Below are 15,182 nucleotides of genomic sequence, written 5' to 3'. Positions count from 1 at the left end.
CTCGGCGCACACCCGCGCGCCGCGCATATGCTGCTGCGCGCGGCTCTGCTTGGCGAAGCGCCGCTCGCCTGCCGGCTGGCGGCGCTGCTGCAGGAGCGGGACCTGTTCAAGGGTCCCGCGGATCAGGGCAGCGACATCACGCTCCGCGTGGAGGCGCTCGCTTTGCTTTTGAGCGCTCCGGCGCAAGCGGGAGCGCGGACCCGGCGGCTCTGCGCGCGGTGCAGCGCGAGAGCCAGGGTCTTCTGGCGCAGCTGAAGGTTGCGCCGGAGACAATGCCCGGCGACCTCAGCCGCATAGGCCTGCTGTTGTCGTTCGCCTACCCCGACCGGGTAGGCCAGAAACGCGGGGACGGCGCGTTTCTGCTGTCCGGCGGCCGGGGGGCGGCGATGCGCGAGGGCAGCCGCTGGCCCGCTCGGCCTTCATCGTTGCCGCTGGCGTGGATGACCGCGCCGGGCAGGGACGGATACTGCTGGCTGCGGAGCTGCCCGAAGCGGAGCTGCTCCTGCATCATGCAGACAGCCTGACCGAGGAACGGGCTGTCTTCTGGGACAAAGAGAGCGGCAGCGTGAAGGCGCACCGGCGGACGATGTTCGGCGCACTGGTATTAAAGGAAACGACGCATGAGCGCCCGGAAGCAGAGGAGATAGAGGAGGTACTGCTGTCCGTTATTGCTGAAGAGGGCCTGGATATGCTGCCGTGGGATAAAGGTACGGCTCAGCTGCGTCAACGGATGGCTTTTATGCATAAGGTCAGAAAAGACTGGCCGGATGTCTCGGATGAAGCTTTGCTAAATACATTAGGGGACTGGCTTCGCCCCTATCTGCAGGGGATGCGCAATTTGCGGGATCTGCAGCGTCTGCCGCTGTCCAAAGCGCTTGAAGGGATGCTGGACTGGAACAGCCGGCAGATGCTTGACCGGGAAGCCCCTACTCACATAACGGTACCCAGCGGATCACGTGTGCCGCTTGATTACAGCAACCCGGAAGCTCCTGTTTTGGCTGTTAGGCTGCAGGAAATGTTCGGCCAGGTGGATACGCCGCGGATCGGGATGGGGCAGGTTCCGGTACTGCTGCACCTGCTATCGCCGGCAAGGCGCCCCATGCAGGTAACCGCTGATCTGGGGAGCTTTTGGCGCAGTACTTACTTTGAGGTGAAGAAGGATCTGAAGGGGAGGTATCCCAAGCACTACTGGCCGGATGATCCGCTGCAGGCAGTAGCTACCAGCCGGACCCGGCCAGGCAATAAATGATCTGTATAGATTCCTTAGCAATAGACTATTGTCCGCAGAAGTGGATTAACACCGCAATTAAGTAGGGTTCATTCAACTAAACAGATTGCACTTGATGTCTGTTCCTCTTTCAAATTGTCATCCCATCCCTGTACACTGTTTGACTGAACGATTATAGGGTAATAATGTAGCGAACGACAATTACGAAGGAGGGCTTCAAGTGACTACCAAAAAAATCGTAGGCATCTTTGATACGGAACAAGAAGCAACCAGAGCAATTGAAGATCTGCAGAGCAAGGGCATCAGAAACGATGAAATATCTATCATTACCAGAGACCGTGATGAATTACAAAGTATTTCTGAAGATACAGGCACCATGGCGCCGGAAGGTGTAGCAACCGGTGCTGCTACAGGCGGTGTAGTCGGCGGGGTTGCCGGACTGCTTGCCGGAATCGGGGCGCTTGCCATACCGGGCATCGGACCAATTCTCGCAGCCGGACCGATTGTGGCTACACTGACAGGTGCAGCTATCGGTGCAGGCGCGGGCGGACTTGTTGGCGGCCTGATTGGCCTGGGCATTCCGGAGGACGAAGCGCGTGAATATGAAGGTTATGTCGACAGCGGGAAAATCCTCGTTCTTGTCGATGACAACGGAAGAGGGAATGCAATCCATGATGTCTTCCGCGGTAACCGTTCATTGAACGCCAGCCGGTATGACTCTATTTACAATACAAATACTGCCTCAGATACACTGGCGGACAGAGGGGCTACCAACCCTGACCTTACTCCGGATGATACCACAGTAGGGAATACGCTGGGCAACAGAGGTTCAATGAATGCCGGAAGCGACCCGGATCTCTACAACCGTAACCGGATGTAACCTGGATCTGCCTAAATGGTGTGACCAGACCGGAGTAACCATTCCGGCAAAATGAATAAAAGATAACCAGGACTGCATCTTTCGGATTTTATCCGGGAGTGCAGTCTTTTTATTTTCAGAAATTCCCGATGCCCCGCTCAAAAGATAAACCGGCAGGGAAATTATATATTCTAACTTCTACAATTTAAACATATGAAAAATTCACACTAGTATGATTAGTCTCATTAGTCACACTAATCATACTAATCATACTAGTCACACTATGCGTACTAGGTACACAAAACAGTCATTAGGAAGGAGAAAATCAAACGACATAAGATTCCAACCAGATTTAGGTGCTAAAAGGGAAAGAAGCTGTCAAAAGAATCATATTGAGGGATTTTGCTAATTAAATGATGGATCTCGGATTAAAGAGTATAACGCTATGCTATTTTAAAGGTATAAACCTATACATTTTTATTATTATTGTCAATATTACAACATATGAAAAATTCAAAATAGTAAGATCAAAAAAACTAAACCTCACACCTGCGAACTTATCCAATTCTTTCACCTCACCTTAGAAACAAATAGACACAGAAAAAGTGAACCCGTATCACCCAAATGGTATATCACACATTCTTGAGTGGGTGTAAATGCCGCATTTATTACCTTGTCACTCCACCCGGCACATTGATTCTTTCAAATTATGAAATTAGATAAATAGGCGATATACTAGAGTTAATATTTTCCGCTGACGGTTATCGGCTGGCGGAAGATGAACAGGAGGGATAACATGGCTTTTATGATTGCCCAGCGGGCATTTATCAAGGTGTATCTGATTACGATGGTTGAGCAGCATAAGGGATACGGTTATCAGATGCTGGAGGATTTGCGGAGGGATTTCAAAGCCTATGGCTATTCGCCTCCCCAGAGTGAGGTATACCGCGCCCTGCACGAGCTGGTGCAGCAAGGAATACTGTACCGCACCAAGCAGCTGAAGGGGAATGATCCCAAGGTCGATTTTCAGGAAATCGTCCTTTATCATTTCACGGCTGACGGGGAGGAGAAAGCCCGGCTGTACAAGAAACAGGTAAAAACAGATCTGGACCGCTGCCTGGGTATCCTTAACAAAGCAGTCTCAGATAATTATTAACTTCAGGAATCCTGATCATCCGAATCATGGCCGGGAAGCGGTACTGGTGAGCTTGCGCTCCCGTAATCCTCTACAGAATCCCAGGCGTCGGCATCATCGAATCTGCCGCTATGCTCCTGGCGGCTCTGGCCTGCTCCGGAAGGAGGCGGGGTCATCACCTGTTCTTCAACAGGGCGTTCGTCCGCAGATTCCCGGCCAGGCACATGCTCTACTGCATAAGGTGTATAAGGAATGGCCTCAAGGCGTTCAAACGGGATTTCCTCTTTACTGATGACACAGATTCCGTATGTGCCTTCTTCCATGCGCTGCAGGGCAGCTTCGATATCTTCCAGCTCATCTCTGAGCGCATTATTAATGCCGAGATCACGGCTTCGTTCAAAGGTTTCGGTGCCTGCATCCGCAGGATGATTGTCTACAGTTGACAATTCTCCGGTTGATACCCGGAGCGAGTCGCCGAGCAGGCTGTTTTCTTCATCATTATCTTTGAAATGCTGCTCCAGCTCCTGTCTGCGCTCATCCAGCGCATTCTTGAGTGCGGCAAGCTGCTGATCTGTTAAGTGACTCATGGTCCCATCTTCCTTTCGGCGTTTAGAGTAGTGTTATTGTGTAATCTTCCTTACCCTATTCACCGGAGAGGCAATCAGCTGGAGAAATAGAGCAGAAACTGCAACTTTAGTGATATTTTCATACCGCTTTCAGCCTGATATAATAATACTGCTAAAAGAACATAGACAAAGCATGGAGGTCACAGCAATGGACGAACATATGAAACGCAGACTGGACAAACAAAGAAAGCTGTTCAGCCAGCTAGGTATTACGCTCGATGCACTCACCATACATGAAAAGGAATTCAGCATGAAGCTGCGCGGTTACGATGCTGAAGAGGTGGACACTTTTTTAGATAGTGTGATCAAGGACTACGAACGGTTTTATGCAACCATCGCTGATTTGATGGATAAATGGCAGGAGCAGCAGCTGGAGCTGCGTGAATTGAAGGAGCAGAGCAAGGCTGCAGCAGCAACGCCGCCTGTCATCCGGGGAATTGATCCGCAGGATCTCGAAGATATTGTGGCCAGACTTGAGGGCAACCTCCGCCTGTTAAAGGACAAGCTCCCCCGTACAGAGAAATACTTGTAGCCGCGTGTTTTCACATACCATCCTTACATGAAATACCGGCGTCAGCAGGCGTTAGCTTGTTTGACGCTGCTTCGGCTTATACTATTAGGTAGAGAGATTTATATCCTGCCAGATGGAGGTTGAACTCTTGCTTACCAAGCAGACTAGGAGTTTAAATATCCGCGGTAAAATAGCCCTCGGTTATACTGTGATTCTTGTTATGCTGGGTCTGTTCCTTGTGATTGTTTCCAGCCGGATTACCGATCTGGAGCAGGAGACCGTTTATTTAAGTGACCATGATATTGAAGTACACGAGCTTACATACCGGATTGAAAAAAATGTACTGGATATGGAAACGGGACAAAGGGGCTTTGCACTCACAGGGAACTCCAGCTATCTGGAGCCTTTTAACAGCGGGCTGTCACAATGGACTGTAAATTATGCAAGGCTTAAAGCTCTTATAACCGATAACCCGAACCAGATAGACAACCTCGAAAACATTAAACGCGATATTGAAAAATGGATCCAGGAAGCCGGGCAGTATGTGGTACATCTGAAGCAGCTTGGCCGGGATGATGAAGTTGCAGAGTATTTTCAGAATGATTCCGGCAAGTCGGTGATTGACTCTATCCGCATCCAATCGGATTATTTTCGTGATAATGAGCGCAAGCTGACCAATGAGCGGATTGATATGCTTAAAGACAGCAACCACAAGCTGATTACCACAATGTATATTTTATGGGCACTTGTGGCACTGCTGGCCTTACTTATTACCTACTTGCTCTCTGTGAGTATCGTGAAGCCGCTGCAGCATGTCATTCAGGCTATCAACAGCATCGCTGACGGAGGCAATATGTCCGAGAGGCTCAAAGTCAAAACTATGGATGAAGTATATGACCTTGGCGAAGCTACGAACAGGCTGCTCGACAAAGTACAGGTTGACCAATGGTGTACGGAGCAGATCGCTTCAACCTCTATCATTCTGCAGGAAACAACGGACCTTTCCGTTATGAGCAGAACTTTTGTCAATAAACTGGCAACGACCTTTGAGATTCAGTACGGGGCCATTTATGTCCTGAATAATGAGAAAGATAACAAGAGGGCCGTTTACAAACGGATGTACTCCTATGCGGGAAGGGCAGATGCTGACATCCCTTACGGAGCTGCGCAGATTCAGGCCGGTGAAGGACTTATAGGACAGTGCGCTGTAGACAGGAAGGTTATGTTCATTGGGGATCTTCCTGAGGATTATATCAGCATAAACTCCGGGCTGGGCCGGATTGCACCAAGGTTTGCAGTAATTGCTCCGGTTGTTTTTGAGAATAAGACTCTTGCTGTGGTTGAGTTCGCTTCCTTAACCAAATGGGCTTCCCATCATGTGGAGCTGTTGTATGAGCTGCTGAGTGCCCTGGGTGTATCGCTGAATTCCGTTATGACCCGAATGGAAATCCAGTCACTATATCAGGATTCCCAGAGTATGAATGAGGAGCTGCAAGTGCAGTCCGAGGAGCTGCAGGTGCAGTCTGAGGAGCTTCAGGTGCAGACGGAAGAATTGCAGAATCACACCAGTGAACTGATGGATCTCAACAGAGAGCTGGAAAACCAGAAATCTGTAGCCGAGAATGCTGCCGTTGAGCTGGAAAAATACACCAAGCAGCTGGAGCTCAGTTCGCGTTACAAAAGTGAATTTCTGGCCAATATGTCCCACGAGCTTCGCACGCCGCTTAACAGTATGCTGATCCTCTCCCAGCTGCTCGTGGAGAACCGCAATAATTCTTTAACGGAAGAGGAACTGGAGTATGCTTCGGTTATCCATTCCTCCGGCAGTGATCTGCTGGCCATGATCAACGATATTCTTGACCTCTCCAAAGTGGAGGCAGGTAAAATGATGGTCGAAATGGATGCCGTTAATCTCACCGAATTGCCAGCACTCCTTACCGGTTATTTTGAAAAAACGGCTGCCCAGCATCAGCTGGAGTTTGCGGTGCACCTGGACGACAATGTGCCCGATCTGTTCTTTACGGATGAAATGCGCATGCATCAGATTCTGCGCAATTTGCTATCCAACGCCTTCAAATTCACAGAGCAGGGGTTTGTCAGGGTAGAAATCAGCTGTACCGAATACCGGCCTGATGAACCGGACAGTGCTCCGGTGGAGATGCTGGCCTTTGCGGTTACCGACAGCGGGATCGGAATATCGGAAGCTAACCGGGAGCTTATCTTTGAAGCATTCAGGCAGGCAGACGGCACTACTGCACGAAAATTCGGCGGTACGGGACTGGGCTTATCCATATCCCTTCAGTTGGCTAAGCTGCTTGGCGGATATATTACTCTGCAGAGTGAGGAAGGGAAGGGCAGCACATTTACCCTGTATCTTCCATACCTTCAGGAGGAGTCTGATATTGTGCCAATACCGCTTGGAGCATGGTATCCCGCCGCAGCCGCGAGTGAGGAGAATGCAGCCGGTTCCCGTGAACAGGAGCAGGTGCTGAATGACAGCATGTTATTTGAAAGAGAATATGAGAAGCTGCATGGCCGGACGGTGCTGATTGTCGATGATGATCTGCGTAATATTTATGCCCTTAAGAATGGCTTGCTTCCATACGATATGAATATCCTGACAGCACAGAACGGCTATGAATGCCTGCAGATCGTCAGGGAACAGCCTGAGGTCGATATGGTCCTGCTGGATATTATGATGCCGAACCTCGATGGCTATGATACGCTGTCCATTATCCGTGAGGAGCTGCTGCTCAGGGAGCTTCCAATCATAGCGGTCTCGGCCAGGACCATGAAGGAAGACCGGGAGAGATGCCTTGCAGCAGGAGCATCCGATTTCATAAGCAAACCTGTTTTGATACAGGATGTTGTCACACGGATGTGCAGGCTGATTAAGCCCAGGGATGTACAGCCCGGCAGCCCGGCTTGACTTTTCTAAAATTACCATTGACGGAATATGGACTATGATTTATGATAAGCTCATAAATGATCATTTATAACAAACGGCGTGTTACCTGTTAAGGGCATGAGCCAAGGATTGTCTTCATTGTATATGAGGCGGTTCTTGGCTTTTTTTGTTGCCAAATTTCTGAAGATTAGGGGAAGGAGGGAGAACTTGTCGCGGGAAATCGAAACCTTTCAAGTGCAGCGGGTAATCGGGAACAATGTTGTTATGGTACAGGGAAGCAAGAACGGCAAGGAATATGTCATTATCGGCAAAGGCATCGGTTTCGCAGTCAAGGATACCGGTGTGATTGAGGTTAATGATCAGCGGATTGAGAAGCTGTTCCGCCTGGAAGACCGGGAGGAATGGAGCCAGTATCAGATTTTGCTGGAAGATATCGATCCGAAAGTAATGAAGATTACCGATGAGATTATCGGAGATATCACCAGTCAGTTTCCCGGCAAGTTAAACGACAAGATTTATTTGGCGCTCCCGAGCCATATCCAGTTCACCATCTACCGTCTGCGCAGCGGTATGGATATCATCAATCCCTTCTTGCAGGAAACCAAAATGACGTTCCCCAAGGAATTTGAGATCGCTTTCAAAGCAGCGGATAAAATCAGTGCCGAGTTCAATGTACAGATTCCGGAGGATGAAGTCGGCTTCCTGACTTATCATGTCTATTCAGCGGTCAGCAATGTACCGGTCGGACAGTTGGTAAAGGTATCGAATATGGTCAATGAGCTGCTGGAGCAGATCAGGACCGAACAAAAAATCACGTTTGAACACGGCAGTATGAATCATGTTAGGCTGATGATCCATCTGCGGTTCTCGCTGGAACGGATCCTGCAGGGCTCGTTAATTGACAATCCGTTCGTCAAGCATATTAAGAAAGAATACAAAACGGAATACAAGCTGGCGCAGAAGCTGGGGAAAGTTATCCAGAGCAGGCTGGAGGTACAGGTTCCTGAAGAGGAGCTATGCTTCCTGGCGATGCACCTGCACCGGCTGTTCCAGACTATAGAGAAAAATAAATAACAACATGAGAGGAGTGGTGCGGATGTTTTCCAGATGGAGATCCAAAAAAGAAGAGCCGCGTACTGTGCAATTCATAGAAATTAATGCCCCGCTGAGCGGGCAGGCGGTTGAGCTGAGTCAGGTACCTGATGATACCTTTGCAGGCGGACATATGGGCAGAGGGATTGCGATTGAGCCTGCAGAAGGCAAGCTGTATGCACCTTTTGACGGAAAAATTGCTCATATCGTGAAATCAGGGCATGCGCTGATTATTGAACACGCTTCCGGTCTGCAGCTGCTGCTACATATCGGAATTGATACGGTCAGCCTTAAGGGCAGCGGTTTTCAGAGTCATACTGCTACAGGCGACCATGTAAAGGCCGGACAATTATTAATCGAGTTTGATCTTGAAGCAATCCGTGCAGCCGGCCTTGCTACGATTTCTCCGGTGATTGTCACCAGCATGGAGGAGACACCGCCGGCAGTAGAGTGCCTGCACGGACAGGTTAGAGCGGGGAAAGACCTTATTTTGAAAGTAGCAGCACAGTAACGACATATAGAGCAGTACCAACTATGATCTAAGGGGATGATTGTATTATGTTGGCTTTTCTACAGAAGTTAGGCAAGTCTCTGATGCTTCCGGTTGCCACAATGCCGGCGGCAGCAATACTGCAGGGGTTCGGATTGATTGATTATGAAAAGGATTTGCCGTTTGGCAGTGTGGTCGGAGGGTTTTTGAACCAGTACGTAGCGCCTTTCCTGAATGCAGGCGCCGGCGCGATCTTCGGAAATCTGGCGTTAATCTTCGCTATCGGGGTGGCAATCGGCTTTGCCGGAGATGCCGTTGCTGCACTGTCAGCACTTATTGCCTATATGGTGCTCAAAAATGTGCTGGAAATTGTGCCTTTGCAGTTCTCCTTCATTAATGATGATGTCGTATTGAATATGGGTGTGCTGGGCGGGATTTTTGCCGGTGCCTGGGCTGCCTTCCTGTACAAGAGATATCATAATGTAAAAATGCCTGACTGGCTCGGCTTCTTCGCCGGCAAGCGGTTTGTACCGATCATCACTGCGGCCTCCACGATGGTGCTTGCTGTGTTCATCGGAATGATCTGGAGCCCGGTTCAGGATATAATCAGTGATTTCGGGAACTGGGTAGTCAGCCTGGGGGCAATTGGCGCATTCGTCTTCGGTACGGCGAACCGGCTGCTGATTCCTATCGGACTGCATCATGTCATTAACACAATTGCCTGGTTCCAGATTGGTGACTTCACCAATGCAGCCGGTGAAATCGTGCATGGTGACCTTACCCGCTTCTTTGCCGGAGACAAAACCGCCGGAATGTTCATGACAGGCTTTTTCCCGATTATGATGTTCGCCCTTCCGGGTGCGGCATTAGCCTTCATTCATACAGCCAAACCTGAAAAACGCAAGGTAGTTGCTTCCATCTTTATCGGTTCGGCGATCGCGTCCTTCCTGACAGGGATTACGGAGCCGCTTGAATTTTCATTCATGTTCGTTGCACCGGTATTGTATGTAGTGCATGCCTTTCTGACCGGTCTCGCGGGACTTCTGATGTATGTGCTCGACGTTAAGCTCGGCTTCGGCTTCTCGGCCGGTCTGATCGATTACCTCGTGAATATGAAGCAGTCTACTAACGCCTGGATTCTGATTCCGGTAGGGCTTGCCTTCTTCGTGCTCTATTATGTGCTGTTCCGCTTCATTATCGTGAAGTTTAATCTCAAGACACCTGGACGCGAAGATGATCTAGAAGATGATCTGCAGGAGGTTGCTGTCGGAAGCGGAAGAGGCACTGTATCGTCATCATCCAGAGCAGCAAAGATCCTGGAGAATATCGGCGGACCATCCAACATTCGTACAATTGATGCCTGTATTACCCGGCTGCGGCTGAATGTTAATGATGACAAGGCGGTAAAAGATGCAGCCCTGAAACAGCTGGGAGCTTCAGGGGTTATGCGGCTCGGCCAGGGTGCGGTACAGATTGTATTCGGTCCGCAATCCGAGCAGATTAAGGATGATATTAAAAAGCTGATGTAATAGAAGTACAGTATGGAAGATAAATGAATACCGGCCCGGCTGTTTCCGGGGCCATATAATAACCCGTCAGGCCTAAAGCCCGGCGGGTTATTATTATCAGATCTGATGTTTTTAGTATGGAACTCTTGATATACATTTGGATAGAGCCATTTGAAATAACTCCTGGTCGAATACCCGGTACTGCCGATTTTGATCAATCAGCCAGTTTGCAAATCCTGCTGCTGCCTGATACTCCTGATAGTCTTCAGTATTCACTCTAAACTCAGCCAGTTTGGCCAATTGCTCATATTCCTCATCCGATAATTGAATACCCAGCTGAGAAAGTTGCTTCACACGTATTCTCCGTGCAGAAATATCTTGTACCAGTCGGTGTTTATTGGATATTTGTCCTTCATGCGGCCGATAGAACATTAAATTATGAGGAACATTAGCGAGCTGTGCGGTTGAGGAAAGCCTGTTCCACAACTCATAATCCTCTGCATGAGGATAATCATGATCATAACGGATTCCGAGACGGTCTATTGAGCTTTGCCGCATCATTACGGAAGGGTGAAGCAGGCAGGAATGAAATAGCAGCCAGACCTTAATCTCATCGTGGCGCTGAGGATTTAATTTAACTGGCCCGGTGTAATTGGTCGTGTATCCGGTTCCGCAAATATCGATGTGGGGATTCTGGTCCATGAAGTAAGCCTGAACCTCCAAGCGGTTTAGGGCTGCAACATCATCGCTGTCCATACGGGCAATGTATTCTCCCCGGGCCAGATCGAGCCCTTGATTCAGCGAAGTGACAATTCCCATATTTACAGAATGAAAAATTTTTTTTACTCTGGCATCTTTTATTTCATGAATGATACCCGCTGATCCGTCAGTTGATCCGTCATCAATAATGATCAGCTCAAGATCACTCAACGTTTGTAGCAAGATTGAATTAACGGCATCCTGTAAATATATAGCATTATTATAGACAGGCATAATTACTGAAACTCTGGGCACCTGGCATTCCTCCTAAAAACATGTCTCGGATTACACTATGATGAGGAACACCGGGATGCGATAGGAGGAATCAAAAAGGCAGCTCCCCAAAGGTCTTGTTTTCTTATTATGCTTGAAGCGGCTTCCTTGTATTTAGGGGGCTGCTTTTTGTGTTGTTGATCAAGGCTGATAAAATAACTTTGAGATGAGTGATATAAAACAGTCCCGGCGACCGTCTTACTTATAGCTGCAGCTGATAAGGAGGAAATAAAACAATGGATATTCCGGAATCAACTGATAAGTTTAAAGAATTGTTCTATGAGTATTATACCGTAGTACGGCGAAAGCTGGCTGCTCTGGTTCGTGATGAATCGGCGGCAGACGATCTGGCACAGGAGGTTTTTCTCAAGCTGTACCGTAACCCACCGGATGATCCGCAGGCGGTTGGTGCGTGGCTGCACCGTGTGCTTACCCGGACCGGCTACGATTATCTGAACAAAAAAGCAAGAGAGAGGCTGCTGCAGGAAAGGCAGGAGATTTTCTATGATGCAGGGGCCGCTCCGCCGTCGGGCGAAGAGGCGGTGCTCAGCAAGCTGGAGCAGGAGGATGTCCGCCAGTGGCTTGACGAGCTGCCGGACAGGGACCGTCAGGCATTACTACTGCGCTACTCAGGCTATAGCTATGCGGAAATTGCCGGGAAGCTGGGAGTGAGGCCGCCGGTCGTGGGAACTCTATTGAGCCGGGCCACCCAAAAGCTGAAGCAGCAGGCGGCGGAGGCTCTGCCCCAGACGGAATAAGTGTAAACAAGCTATTATATAGGAGGAATAAAATAATGACGAACCCTGAGATCAAATCTTCCAATAAATCCGGATCAGAACCTACAGATGCGGCTTGGTTGAAAATGCAGAAGCTGCTGGCTGATGAGCCGGTGAATCCGGTATGGGACAGCTGGGGCCAGGCCGAGGCTTACAACGCTGAAGAGCAAGAAGCCGGCCGTAGAATAACCAGCTCTGTCTTTCATAATGCCGGCATATCGCCGGAACGTGAGGCTCCGGCTACAGAAGCCGTCAAGCCGTCAAAAGCCTCATCACGCCGCAAAACGCGGATGACCCGCAGCCGTAAATGGGCTGCAGCCGCTACTGCAGCTGCTCTCACTGCTGTAGTTCTGGCTACACCAGTCGGGAATACGGCAATGGCGGCGATCCTCAACCAGTTCAGGATGCAGGATGTTACTGTTGTGAATGAAAGTGAAATTCGCGAGCTGTTCAATCAGATAAATGAAGGTGAAGCAGTTAGCGAAGCCGAGAACAAGTTCGGCAGCTTTACGACTTCTTACGGAACTTATTATGACACGCTCTTAATAGATCAGCTGCAGTCCGTTGTCGGGTACCCTGCTATGAGCGCAGCTATACTGGAAGACATTCATTCCGTTCAAGTGACAGAATCCCGTGATGCTACAATGACGCTCAAGGTTGACGCAGTCAATGAGGCGCTCAAACGGCTGGGTGCGAAGCAATTGTTGCCAGAATCGGTTGACGGGAAGCCGATCACCCTTCATCTGCCGGAGACCGTGATTTATGATCTGTCCACGGCAGACGGCCAATGGGCCAGCCTGACACAAATGGATACACCAACTATTATTATGGACTCGTCGATCGAGGTGGACGAAGCGCTGCAGGCTGTACTAAACTTACCGATTCTGCCGGAGCATTGGAAAAAAAGCCTGCAGCAGAGCCGGGTACTCGCCGGTGAATTACCAATGCCACTGATTAAAGGGGATTCGGCCAAGGAAATAACGGTAGCCGGTACACCAGTAATCCTCCAGGAGTTCGATTACAGCCAGGATCCCGTTTTTATTGCAACTTGGATTCATAAGGGACAGATGTTTGAATTATCCGGCGGCAGCCGGTATCCGGATAAAGATGAATTTATCGCTAAGCTGCAGGAGCTGATTACTGAATGAGAGAAGCGGCAATAGAAACACAGTTATTGTCCAAAGAATACGGGAATGGACGCGGCTGCCGCGATGTAACGATAACGGTGGGAAAAGGGGAAGCCTTCGGCTTCCTCGGTCCCAACGGGGCCGGTAAAAGTACCTTTGTGAAAATGCTGGTAGGGCTCATAGCTCCTTCAAGCGGGCAAGCGAGTATCTTCGGGCACAGAATCGGGTCTATGGAGGCAAACGCATGCATCGGTTATTTGCCGGAGCTGTACCGTTATCAGGAATGGCTGACTGGTTTAGAGGTTCTGCAGCTGCACGCTCGATTATGCAGGATGGATAAAACAGCTGCCCAGCGGAGAATACCCGAGCTGCTGGAGGAGGTCGGGCTTGGACAGCGCGGCAAAGACCGCGTCAAGCATTACTCCAAGGGAATGCAGCAGCGGCTTGGCTTAGCCTGTGCGCTGATAAATAAGCCGCAGCTTGTTTTTTTGGATGAGCCGTCTTCAGCACTTGATCCGGTTGGCAGGGCAGAGGTACGCAGTATTCTGGAGCGGCTGAAGGCGAAGGGAGTTACCATTTTTCTCAACTCACACCTTCTTGGCGATGTAGAGGCACTCTGTGACAGAATGGCGCTACTGAATGACGGTGTAATCCTGCGGCATGGCACAGCATCGGAATTGCTCAGTAAGCGAAGCACCTGGCTTTTTAAAGTCGGAGGCTGTTCGCCCTTTTTGTTATCCTGGCTGAATGAGCAGACGGGCTTTCAGCTCCATGAAACAGTGAATCACGAGGCTGCACCGGAGGACGAAAGTGTTGTCTGGCTGGAAGCAGAGCTGGATAATGAGGAGCAGGCCGGCTGGGTGAATGCGCTGATTATTGAGCAGGGAATGATTTTATATGAAGCAACACGCAAAAAGGAACGTCTCGAGGGCTGGTTTATGGATGCCGTATCAGGCCTCAGTCACAGGGGGGAGAAGGAATGAGGATCATTGCCGGCATGACCTGGAAGGAATTGCTCCGCAAAAAAGTAATGCTGCTTACCCTGCTGCTGACTGTTGTTTTCCTGCTGGCTTTCTGGTTTGTTGCACAGACAATTGGTAAAAATGATGTCTTTGACGGAAACGGGATGATCAGCTTCAGCACCATGATTGCCCGGTTCACAAACGGTGCTTTTATTCTGATGCTTGGCTTTTTCTTCGGTTCCTTTGTCATTGCTTTTCTGGCAATATTCAGTTCCTTTTCGGCTGTATCAGGGGAGGCAGAGCAAGGAATCATGCAGGCAATGCTGCCTCGTCCGTTACCGCGCTGGAAGTGGTACTTTGGCCGCTGGCTTGGATATGTCTCGCTAGGGGTTATCTATGCGGGTATACTGTTTGCTTCTATCCTGCTTATTACCCGGTACCACGCGGCAATTCCGCAGAATCCTGTAGCGTTGCTCAGAGCCTTTCTGCTGTTTGTGTCCGCTGTTCCGTTACTGGTGAGCCTTGCAATGCTGGGCTCAGGCATTTTCTCTGCACTCGGCAACGGTGTCTTTATGACGATGCTCTATGGTGCAGGCTGGCTTGGAGGCATGCTGGATAAGCTGAGCGGATCACTGCGGCTTGAGCCTGACGGATTGGTGATGCTCCATAATCTCACCGGGCTCATCTCTATGGCTATGCCTGCAGACAGCCTGCAGCGCAGAATGATAACAGAACTGCTTAGCATTAAGGAGCTCAGTGGCATAGTAGATATAACAAGCGGCAGCTTTAGTATGCTTAGCGGGGGAACTGGTCCATCGGATACCTTTATTATCTATGCTATAGGGTATACCCTTGTCGCACTGCTTATTGGACTACTTCGGTTTCAGCGAAGAGATTTATAAAGATGTCCAGGTTAACTCGCATAATT

15 protein-coding genes are annotated in these 15,182 nt (G+C 49.7%); 13 read left to right on the top strand and 2 right to left on the bottom strand.

Going from position 1 to position 15,182, the window contains the following annotated elements; genetic code table 11:
• The 4 genes from AWJ19_RS35315 to AWJ19_RS19220 all read left to right on the top strand — a co-directional run.
• A partial coding sequence (locus AWJ19_RS35315) for a hypothetical protein (RefSeq protein WP_198536602.1) occupies positions 1 to 255 on the top strand: 255 nt, incomplete at its 5' end.
• A gap of 181 nt (positions 256 to 436) precedes the next feature.
• Positions 437 to 1,249: an ATP-dependent helicase C-terminal domain-containing protein gene (locus AWJ19_RS19230; RefSeq protein WP_068726184.1), complete on the top strand. Its 813-nt coding sequence runs from the start codon at positions 437 to 439 to the stop codon at positions 1,247 to 1,249.
• Positions 1,250 to 1,448: 199 nt separating this feature from the next.
• Positions 1,449 to 2,108, top strand: a complete 660-nt coding sequence (locus tag AWJ19_RS19225) for a general stress protein (protein ID WP_068726182.1) — start codon at positions 1,449 to 1,451, stop codon at positions 2,106 to 2,108.
• Between the two features lie 775 nt (positions 2,109 to 2,883).
• Positions 2,884 to 3,243: a helix-turn-helix transcriptional regulator gene (locus AWJ19_RS19220; RefSeq protein WP_068726179.1), complete on the top strand. Its 360-nt coding sequence runs from the start codon at positions 2,884 to 2,886 to the stop codon at positions 3,241 to 3,243.
• Positions 3,244 to 3,245: 2 nt separating this feature from the next.
• On the opposite strand, the gene AWJ19_RS19215 is transcribed toward AWJ19_RS19220, so the two are convergent.
• Positions 3,246 to 3,809 carry a TraR/DksA C4-type zinc finger protein gene (locus tag AWJ19_RS19215; protein WP_068726177.1) on the bottom strand — a complete coding sequence of 188 codons (564 nt, stop codon included), beginning with the start codon at positions 3,807 to 3,809 and terminating at the stop codon, positions 3,246 to 3,248.
• A gap of 187 nt (positions 3,810 to 3,996) precedes the next feature.
• On the opposite strand from AWJ19_RS19215, the gene AWJ19_RS19210 reads away from it, so the two are divergent.
• The 5 genes from AWJ19_RS19210 to AWJ19_RS19190 all read left to right on the top strand — a co-directional run bounded on the left by AWJ19_RS19210 (position 3,997) and on the right by AWJ19_RS19190 (position 10,378).
• Complete coding sequence (locus AWJ19_RS19210) at positions 3,997 to 4,380, top strand: DivIVA domain-containing protein (RefSeq protein ID WP_068726175.1); 384 nt, start codon at positions 3,997 to 3,999, stop codon at positions 4,378 to 4,380.
• A 127-nt stretch (positions 4,381 to 4,507) separates the two neighbouring features.
• Entirely contained in the window at positions 4,508 to 7,288 is a 2,781-nt protein-coding gene (locus AWJ19_RS19205; protein ID WP_241781808.1) for a CHASE3 domain-containing protein, read from the top strand.
• Between the two features lie 186 nt (positions 7,289 to 7,474).
• Entirely contained in the window at positions 7,475 to 8,341 is an 867-nt protein-coding gene (locus AWJ19_RS19200) for a PRD domain-containing protein (protein WP_241781807.1), read from the top strand.
• A 22-nt stretch (positions 8,342 to 8,363) separates the two neighbouring features.
• A complete protein-coding gene (locus AWJ19_RS19195; protein WP_068726171.1) occupies positions 8,364 to 8,870 on the top strand; it encodes a PTS glucose transporter subunit IIA in 507 nt (168 codons plus the stop codon).
• Positions 8,871 to 8,917: 47 nt separating this feature from the next.
• Positions 8,918 to 10,378 (top strand): PTS transporter subunit EIIC, encoded by a 1,461-nt coding sequence (locus AWJ19_RS19190; RefSeq protein WP_068726170.1) that lies wholly within the window; start codon positions 8,918 to 8,920, stop codon positions 10,376 to 10,378.
• Positions 10,379 to 10,489: 111 nt separating this feature from the next.
• On the opposite strand, the gene AWJ19_RS19185 is transcribed toward AWJ19_RS19190, so the two are convergent.
• Positions 10,490 to 11,371 carry a glycosyltransferase family A protein gene (locus AWJ19_RS19185; RefSeq protein WP_068726168.1) on the bottom strand — a complete coding sequence of 294 codons (882 nt, stop codon included), beginning with the start codon at positions 11,369 to 11,371 and terminating at the stop codon, positions 10,490 to 10,492.
• Positions 11,372 to 11,625: 254 nt separating this feature from the next.
• On the opposite strand from AWJ19_RS19185, the gene AWJ19_RS19180 reads away from it, so the two are divergent.
• The 4 genes from AWJ19_RS19180 to AWJ19_RS19165 are packed head-to-tail and all read left to right on the top strand — an operon-like array spanning position 11,626 to position 15,156.
• Positions 11,626 to 12,147 (top strand): sigma-70 family RNA polymerase sigma factor, encoded by a 522-nt coding sequence (locus AWJ19_RS19180; RefSeq protein WP_068726166.1) that lies wholly within the window; start codon positions 11,626 to 11,628, stop codon positions 12,145 to 12,147.
• A gap of 35 nt (positions 12,148 to 12,182) precedes the next feature.
• Positions 12,183 to 13,313 (top strand): hypothetical protein, encoded by a 1,131-nt coding sequence (locus AWJ19_RS19175; protein ID WP_068726164.1) that lies wholly within the window; start codon positions 12,183 to 12,185, stop codon positions 13,311 to 13,313.
• A complete protein-coding gene (locus AWJ19_RS19170; protein ID WP_068726161.1) occupies positions 13,310 to 14,275 on the top strand; it encodes an ABC transporter ATP-binding protein in 966 nt (321 codons plus the stop codon). Before AWJ19_RS19175 ends, AWJ19_RS19170 begins: the two co-directional genes overlap by 4 nt.
• A complete protein-coding gene (locus AWJ19_RS19165) occupies positions 14,272 to 15,156 on the top strand; it encodes an ABC transporter permease subunit (RefSeq protein WP_068726159.1) in 885 nt (294 codons plus the stop codon). The genes AWJ19_RS19170 and AWJ19_RS19165 overlap by 4 nt, the downstream gene beginning before the upstream one ends.
• Positions 15,157 to 15,182: the final 26 nt, after the last annotated feature.

It is taken from the genome of Paenibacillus sp. DMB5, from assembly GCF_001517085.1.
In the GTDB taxonomy this organism is placed as follows: Bacteria; Bacillota; Bacilli; order Paenibacillales; family Paenibacillaceae; genus Paenibacillus_AQ.
The sequence above is the reverse complement of the archived record's forward strand: the minus strand, read 5'-3'. Positions and strand labels throughout refer to the sequence as shown.

Bases quoted from the DNA above. Each gene is read 5' to 3' on its own strand.
- AWJ19_RS19220 (WP_068726179.1), top strand. From the start codon at position 2,884: ATGGCTTTTATGATTGCCCAGCGGGCATTTATCAAGGTGTATCTGATT.
- AWJ19_RS19215 (WP_068726177.1), bottom strand. From the start codon at position 3,809: ATGAGTCACTTAACAGATCAGCAGCTTGCCGCACTCAAGAATGCGCTG.
- AWJ19_RS19210 (WP_068726175.1), top strand. From the start codon at position 3,997: ATGGACGAACATATGAAACGCAGACTGGACAAACAAAGAAAGCTGTTC.
- AWJ19_RS19195 (WP_068726171.1), top strand. From the start codon at position 8,364: ATGTTTTCCAGATGGAGATCCAAAAAAGAAGAGCCGCGTACTGTGCAA.
- AWJ19_RS19190 (WP_068726170.1), top strand. From the start codon at position 8,918: ATGTTGGCTTTTCTACAGAAGTTAGGCAAGTCTCTGATGCTTCCGGTT.
- AWJ19_RS19180 (WP_068726166.1), top strand. From the start codon at position 11,626: ATGGATATTCCGGAATCAACTGATAAGTTTAAAGAATTGTTCTATGAG.
- AWJ19_RS19175 (WP_068726164.1), top strand. From the start codon at position 12,183: ATGACGAACCCTGAGATCAAATCTTCCAATAAATCCGGATCAGAACCT.
- AWJ19_RS19170 (WP_068726161.1), top strand. From the start codon at position 13,310: ATGAGAGAAGCGGCAATAGAAACACAGTTATTGTCCAAAGAATACGGG.
- AWJ19_RS19165 (WP_068726159.1), top strand. From the start codon at position 14,272: ATGAGGATCATTGCCGGCATGACCTGGAAGGAATTGCTCCGCAAAAAA.